We start from the raw sequence: 7,478 nt of genomic DNA on the forward strand, positions 1-7,478 counted from the left end.
AAGATTATTAGAAAGTTTATACCTCCCAAGAAGTCCCTACTTCAAACAGTTCGTAAAGCTGCTAAATGGCGAGAGTACAATATGAGATTTTCTTAACATAAACAGATAACCCTTTAGATAATTAAATCTAAAGGGGAAAATTTAATAAATTATATAACTGTACCTCATGGTTCTAGGATGTACCTAAGAAGATGAATAAGAGTTTTCTTTTTCGAGAGTAGATATAGGAAGATTTATATTAACTGTTGTTCCTTTTCCTACTTCACTTTCAATAAGTATCTTTCCTTGGTGCTTTTCAATAATTTTATAACAAATCATTAATCCTAAACCGATACCATTTTCTTTGATACTATAAAATGGTTCCCCTAGATAAGGTAAACGTTCTTTTTCAATTCCACAGCCGTAATCGGTAAATTGAATGTTTACCTGTTTTTTATCAGGTGCATATTCGATTTGAATCAAGATTTCCCCTCCCATTGGTGTTGCTTCAATCGCATTTTTTAAGACATTTATAAAAGCTTGCTTTAATTGATTCCCTTCACAAAGTATGAATGAAGTATCAGATGTAAACTCAGTTGTAATTTGTATGCAATTCATTATCGCTTGAGGTTCAAGTAACATTACAATTTGTTTCATTAATACATTCAGGTCATTCGTTTTAATTTCTAATGCCTCAGGTTTTGCTAATGTCATAAATTCATTAGTAATACTATCTATACGTTCAACCTCTGCTAACACTATATCTATATAATGCTCAGTGTTCTTATTTTCCATTGATTTTAATAACTGCATGAATCCTTTCATTGCTGTTAAAGGATTTTTAATTTCATGAGCAATTGCAGTGGATAATTGACCTACTACAGCAAGTTTCTCTGATTTTCGTAATAATTCCTCTGTTTTTAACCGTTCTGTGATATCTCGAGAGATACTCAAGAAAACATTTTTGCCATTCAAGTTAAAAACACGGACACCAAACTCAGTTGTTATTGTTCTTCCTGTCGGAAAAACAAATTCATCTTGCAAAGTGAAAGAAGTTTGCCCTTCTCTAATTTTTTCTATCACTCTTTTGATTATCGGAGAATCTGGCGGAACGTTACTAGGAAATGGCATCGAAAGAAGCTCTTCTCTACTATATCCAAATCTTTTACACGCAACAGGATTTACCTCAATAAATCGAGCTGGAAGTTGATCCTCATTTAGCTCTACTACATATACTGCGTCAGTTGCTTGTTCGATGAGCGCACGGTATTTCATTTCACTGTCTCTTAATTGTTGATGTAATTGACGGCGTTCTCTTTCTGCTTGTTTCCTTTCAGAAATGTCTCTACAAATTCCTGATAAAGCAATTATATTGCCCCTTAAATCTAGAATTGGTGAAATTGTCAAGCTTACATCAATGAGCGTGTTGTCTTTTCGTTGTCTAACTGTTTCTACTCTATTTATAACAAGGTCTTTTGTATTAATATTTTCAATGTTTTTGATAGTTTCTAAGGTTTGATTCATTAAAAAATCAGGTACGCAAGGTAATTTTTTTCCCAAGCTTTCTTTTTCTGACCAACCAAATATCTTCTCATAAGCTTTATTCGCTTGTATCATATGTCCATCTAAATCAAATATAGTGATAGCATCTACGTTATGATTTACAAATGACTCCAGACGTTCTTTCGTCACCTTTAGTTCATCTTCCGCATTTTTTCTTTTCGTTATATCAACCGTAGAACCAACCACCTCAACCACTGTTCCCTTTCTTTTAACAGGCCTAAGAGAGAAAAGGATAATAGTCTCATCAGTTGGCCATGGCAGTTCGAAATTGACTTCTTCACCATCCCATGCCTCTTGATAATATTTTAGTAGTCGAGGAAGTAAATGAAATGGAACAATGGAAGAATCAATGGTCAGTAAACTTTTTCCTACCACTTGTTCGGAGTGAAACCCATGGTGATAAAATAACTGCCCATCACATAAAGTGTGGATAAAATCCCCATTTTCTTTTTTAAATTTAAAAATACCTCCTTGCAATTCATGTACGGTATCCCTTAATACTTGCTTTGATTCTAGTAAAGTTTCATTCGCTTTAGCTAGGTCTTGTGTTAAGTTATATAAATTTTGATAGGATTCCATAAGAAAAACACCAATTAAGAGTCCGCAAGATATAAATAATGTACCTTGGATGTCAAGAAGTATAAGTGAGATAGAAGGAAAAAAGAATCCAAATACCCAATGAATTATGGCTAGATAAACAGCTAGATAAAGAAAGACGCTTTTAAAGGGATGGGTATTTTTGAGATATGTTTTGAATATAGTATATATAGTAGCAATTCCTAAAGCAGCTATCAAAGCTGGTCCCCAATCACCACCAAGGTAGAAAATACGCATAAATAAAATAAAAATTAATGTAATCCAGCCAGCTGTACGACCAAAATAAATAAACGAAATAATAAGAGGAACGGCTCGCAAGTCATAAAACAATCCCATGTGCTTAAAATTAAAAATCATCAAAATAGCAGCTATGATACCTGAATATGTGCCCCAAAATAAATGGATAAATTTGTAATCCATTTTCCTTATAAATACTTGAATAAAAATAGCTGAACTAGCTAGGAAAGAAAAAATAGATAGATTAATGAAGAATCCTGTGAACAGCATGCCATATTCCCCCCTTTTTACATGTATTCGACAAAGAGTATAAAAATCCTACAAATTGCATCATAATTAGACTTATTATTCTAAATAACAAGACTGTTTTTGGAGGAGAGATATGAGTAGTGATAAAAATTTAGCTCCTTTTTACCAGGATTATCAATTGGGTGTGTTGGATAACAATATTTATATAATTTTCAGCACAAAAAGTTTCCATTCCAGAGAAAATCACATTCCAGATTTGTTTGTAATCGATTTTTAATGAATCGTTAATATATTTGGTATCGAATGAGATTATGTTTGTTATTCGGGATTTTAAGTAGCTTAAATGAAATTTCGAAAAAAAAGGGTTTGAGAATGATTTTTTTAAGGTTGTTGCATATATTTTATTAAGTATTGGAATTTTTAAAGGTTATTTTGGCAGGGTTAGCGAGGCTTGTGAAGAAACGTAGTGTAATTGTAAAAATATATGAAAACAAAAAGCATGTAAGGATGAGTTGTAAGCGTACTATTGGAAAGGAAGTGGGGAAATCATGATACATCGATATGAAATTGATTTTTCTGTGATGTATGATGGCAAGGTAACAGACTTACAATCAGCAATTATTCCAGCACATTCTTTAGAAGAAGCAAACAAGAAATTACAATCGGAAGTAAAGCGGCGGTTAGGGAAATGTCGTGTCAAAATTGATCATACAAGTTTACTTGTTTCAGAGGATAGTCGATACACAATTGGATGAAATGAGGAGAGGAGTCTTGCGATTAGCAAGGCTTTTTTATTGCTAGAGCTTGATGGAAAGCGAACAATTACAGAATTAGTATATCTATCCCGACAAGATTGGTCAGAAAATGGTCATGTTTTACAGAAATCCGAATAGAAAATGAGTAAATCTTCCTTACAAAAATGTCACATTCCTGTAAGGTTATTAGATAGTTTAGCTACTTTTTCCATGTCATAATAAAGACATAAGAAACGCCAATTAAAAATTATAAGTTATAGGAGAGTGTCAATCATGATTGTAACAACGACGCAGGGAATTCAAGGGAAAGAAATTAGTGAATATATTGATATTGTAAATGGTGAAGCTATTATGGGTGCAAATATTGTCCGCGATTTATTCGCTTCAGTTCGTGATGTTGTCGGTGGTCGTGCCGGTGCTTATGAAAGTAAATTAAAAGAAGCACGTGATATTGCAATGGACGAAATGAAAGAACTTGCAAGACAAAAAGGTGCTAATGCCATCGTTGGTGTTGACGTAGACTACGAAGTTGTTCGTGATGGTATGTTAATGGTTGCTGTAAGCGGTACGGCTGTACGTATATAATAAGATAGAAAACAGGCTCTCCCCGTAAAGTGTATATGCTTTACGGGGATTTTTTTGTTGAGAAAATTTTGGGAGTATACCCACAAGGCCGCTTGTACACATGTAATCTCAAAATAACATGCCATAATTTCATTTAAGTCAGTATTTAAACATCTTGCAAAAGCGGTAAATAAATGTACACCGAGGTTCCTACTCCAACTTTACTTGTTATACAAATTCTTCCCTGATGACTTTCAATAATTTTGTAACTAATCATTAAACCGAGACCTGTTCCTTTTTCTTTCGTACTATAAAAAGGTTCAGCAAGTTTTGCAATTCTTTCTTCTGGAATACCAATCCCCTCATCTGAAATACAAATTTCCACCTCATTGTTACTTACTTTTTTAGTGGTAATGATTATGTCTCCCCCATGTGGCATTGCTTCAATCGAATTTTGTAAAACATTGATAAACACTTGTTTTAATTGTTTTTTACAACAATCAATATATACAACGTCAGGATCCGTTTGGAATGTGACATGAATATTTGTCATAATTGCCTTTGTGTTAATTAATGATACAACGTTTTCTAAAATTACATCGATGCTCTCTTGTTCAAAAGAACACACCTCAGGTTTAGCGATAGATAAAAATTCGTGAATAATAGATTCAATGCGCTCAATTTCAGAAAGTATGAGTTGAAAATATTTTGATTCATTTTTCATGTGTATCTCTAATAATTGTATAAACCCTTTAATAACAGTAAGTGGGTTTCGCACTTCATGTGCAACCCCTGCAGCGAGTTGACCGACAGTAGCTAATTTATCTGATCTATTTAATAGTTCCTCTGTCTTTTTCCGCTCTGTAATATCGCGAACCATAACCATCACTTTATCTGTTAATAGCGGTAAACATCGTGCTTCAAAAAAGTAAATACTATTATGCATGAGCAAGGAGTATTCTACAATTTCTATGGAATTATTCTGCTGTACCCTTGCAATTGCTTCTTGTAGCTGCAGGGCAACATCTAAAGGTAACACATCCTGAAATTTTTTATACATAAATTGTTCGACAGGTACATAAAATCTTGATGGACAGCCGGCTTTATAATCAACGATTACTCCGTCAAGTCTTGTTAAAAAACATAAGTCTGGGAGTGCTTTAAAAATTAATTCTAACTCTGAAGATTTTTCTATAAGTTTTTCTTCTACCTGTTTCCGATGCGTAATATCAATACCAACTGCCCAGTAACTGTATCCAGGAACAGGGAATTCTTCTGAAAGGTTTGACCACAGGAGTGTTTTTTCATCACCGTTTTTACAAGTAAGTGTCATTTCCCAATCACGAAAGTTTTTACCGAGTTCAGAAAATCCATGAAGTAACTGGTTCCGATACGTTTCATCTGGATAAAGTAGCTCTAACGCGCAAGGATTGTTAATAATTTCAGCGGCACTATAACCTGTTACAAGTTCACACTCTCGGTTCCATATGACAATATTCCCTTCTTCATCACAAGCATCAACCATAACGGGCATGTTGTGTAAAATCGTATATAATTTTTCAGCAGGGATAGATTGATCTTTCTGCAATTGCTGTAATGTATTCATTCCTTTATTCGTTATAATCGTTGCAAGGGATTTAAAGTATATAGTGCAAGATTCAATACTATCTTTAGGCGACAAAATTACAAAATCACCAATCGTATTTTCATTGAATATAATAGGGACATGAATTTTTGTATGTAAATGTATATCAGAGGATGGTGTGCCGTAATGAAATATGATTCCTCCGTTGCAATCAAGCAGCTGATGTGAAATCTGTGTTAAAAGATAAAAGTGTTCTGCCATAGTTTGTATTTCTTTTACGTCAATAATCTCGGTCAGTTTGTACATATTCTCTCACCCCTATTTATGTAAACATGCATATGTATTTATTTTTTTAATTTTCTTAGTTTTTATATTATACAAATTAAATGTGTCGAGGTACACAGAAAAGAGGGGTTATTTTAATTTTTAAATGATTCCTGCCAATTTTTCATAAAAATGCTTTCCAAAAACTCGCCTTAAAAACTATGTCCCTGATAGGTACTTTTTTGAATTACTACCTCAACTATCATAAACAATAAATGAAATCTTTACAGAAAAAAAACAACTTGGATAAGGACAAGTTGTTTTTTTCTAAAGGGCACAGCAAAGAAAGAGTGGAGGAAAAAATGCATACACACATGTCAATGATGTAAAGCAAACCAACAAATAAAACTAAAAATTCAGACAATTATATCGCTAAGGGTTTTTGTATACTCTTTCTTTGTAATTATAAGTCTAGCATGAAAATAAAAATAAAACAACAAAAATATACAATTTTCTGTTAAATTCGACATTTTTTCGCGAGTTACCATTTCCACATTAAGCATCAATTACTAATCTATAAAAGGTGTGTGATCAGTATGGAAAAGGAAAATTTGTTCAAATGGAAGCATTATCAGCCTGAACTAATCTTATTAACAGTAAGGTGGTACCTACGGTACAATTTGAGCTTTCGTAACCTGGTGGAAATGATGGAGGAAAGGGGATTATCAATTGCTCACACAACGATTATGCGTTGGGTTCATCAATATGGACCTCAATTAGAAGAGAAATTACGACATCATCTTAAATCAACAAATGACTCGTGGAGAGTCGATGAAACTTATATTAAAGTAAAAGGGCATTGGATGTATTTATATCGTGCAGTCGATTCAGAAGGTAATACAATTGATTTTTATCTAAGTAAATCAAGAGATAAACAAGCAGCCAAGCGCTTTTTCAAGAAAGCCTTGGCTTTTTCGTACGTTTCTAAACCTCGCGTAATAACAGTAGATAAGAACCTTGCCTATCCTGTAGCGATTCAAGAGTTGAAAGAAGAGAAACATATGCCTGAAGGCATACAACTAAGGCAAGTTAGATATCTCAATAATATAGTGGAACAAGATCACCGTTTTATTAAGAAACGTGTGCGTTCTATGTTGGGATTCAAGTCATTTAAAACAGCAATTTCTATATTGGGTGGTGTTGAAGCCATGCATATGATAAAAAAGGGAAAAATTGATTTACAGAATCAGTCTGTCCAAAATCAGAAAGAGTTCGTCCACCGAGTGTTTGGACTTATAGCATAAAATACGATTCCGTTAGGAATCTACTATCATCCATGTTCTTCTTCATATATTTGCACCAGAACCCATAATTCTTTATTCGAGACAATGTATTCGTATCCCTATAAAAGTAAATGATTAAAAAACTTAATTATTTTTGTTTACTGTGAATGTGAGGTGTTCAAATGGCATATTTACAATTTAAAACTTCATACAAACCACACATTAACTCCACTACATACACAAACTAAAATTGTATACTTTAGGTAATTTCATTCATATTAAACATTCAAACATACTAATATTATGTAATACGGAAGTTACGCTAAATTAGAGAAAACAAATAAGGGAGAGAAAAAACTATGACGAGATTTGCGAACCATCATGTAGATAACACGATTTTAG

General features: G+C 33.2%; 6 protein-coding genes. 4 read left to right on the plus strand and 2 right to left on the minus strand.

The window, feature by feature from the left end; translation table 11 throughout:
• Positions 1-183: 183 nt before the first annotated feature.
• A complete protein-coding gene (locus V7038_RS17950) occupies positions 184-2,646 on the minus strand; it encodes a PAS domain S-box protein (protein WP_335471206.1) in 2,463 nt (820 codons plus the stop codon).
• Positions 2,647-2,758: 112 nt separating this feature from the next.
• Between V7038_RS17950 and V7038_RS17955 the strand changes: the two genes are divergently transcribed.
• The 3 genes from V7038_RS17955 (at position 2,759) to V7038_RS17965 (ending at position 3,965) form a co-directional block, all read left to right on the plus strand.
• Positions 2,759-2,902, plus strand: a complete 144-nt coding sequence (locus tag V7038_RS17955) for a hypothetical protein (protein WP_002162238.1) — start codon at positions 2,759-2,761, stop codon at positions 2,900-2,902.
• Positions 2,903-3,173: 271 nt separating this feature from the next.
• Positions 3,174-3,380, plus strand: a complete 207-nt coding sequence (locus V7038_RS17960) for a hypothetical protein (RefSeq protein ID WP_002107087.1) — start codon at positions 3,174-3,176, stop codon at positions 3,378-3,380.
• A gap of 273 nt (positions 3,381-3,653) precedes the next feature.
• A complete protein-coding gene (locus tag V7038_RS17965) occupies positions 3,654-3,965 on the plus strand; it encodes a heavy metal-binding domain-containing protein (RefSeq protein ID WP_000637500.1) in 312 nt (103 codons plus the stop codon).
• 145 nt (positions 3,966-4,110) lie between these two features.
• Here V7038_RS17965 and V7038_RS17970 read toward each other — a convergent pair whose 3' ends face one another.
• Positions 4,111-5,835: a PAS domain-containing sensor histidine kinase gene (locus tag V7038_RS17970; RefSeq protein WP_335471209.1), complete on the minus strand. Its 1,725-nt coding sequence runs from the start codon at positions 5,833-5,835 to the stop codon at positions 4,111-4,113.
• A gap of 554 nt (positions 5,836-6,389) precedes the next feature.
• On the opposite strand from V7038_RS17970, the gene V7038_RS17975 reads away from it, so the two are divergent.
• Positions 6,390-7,097, plus strand: a complete 708-nt coding sequence (locus V7038_RS17975) for an IS6 family transposase (protein ID WP_078181353.1) — start codon at positions 6,390-6,392, stop codon at positions 7,095-7,097.
• Positions 7,098-7,478 lie beyond the last annotated feature (381 nt).

This window comes from Bacillus sp. JJ783, assembly GCF_036963225.1.
Lineage (GTDB): Bacteria > Bacillota > Bacilli > Bacillales > Bacillaceae_G > Bacillus_A > Bacillus_A cereus_U.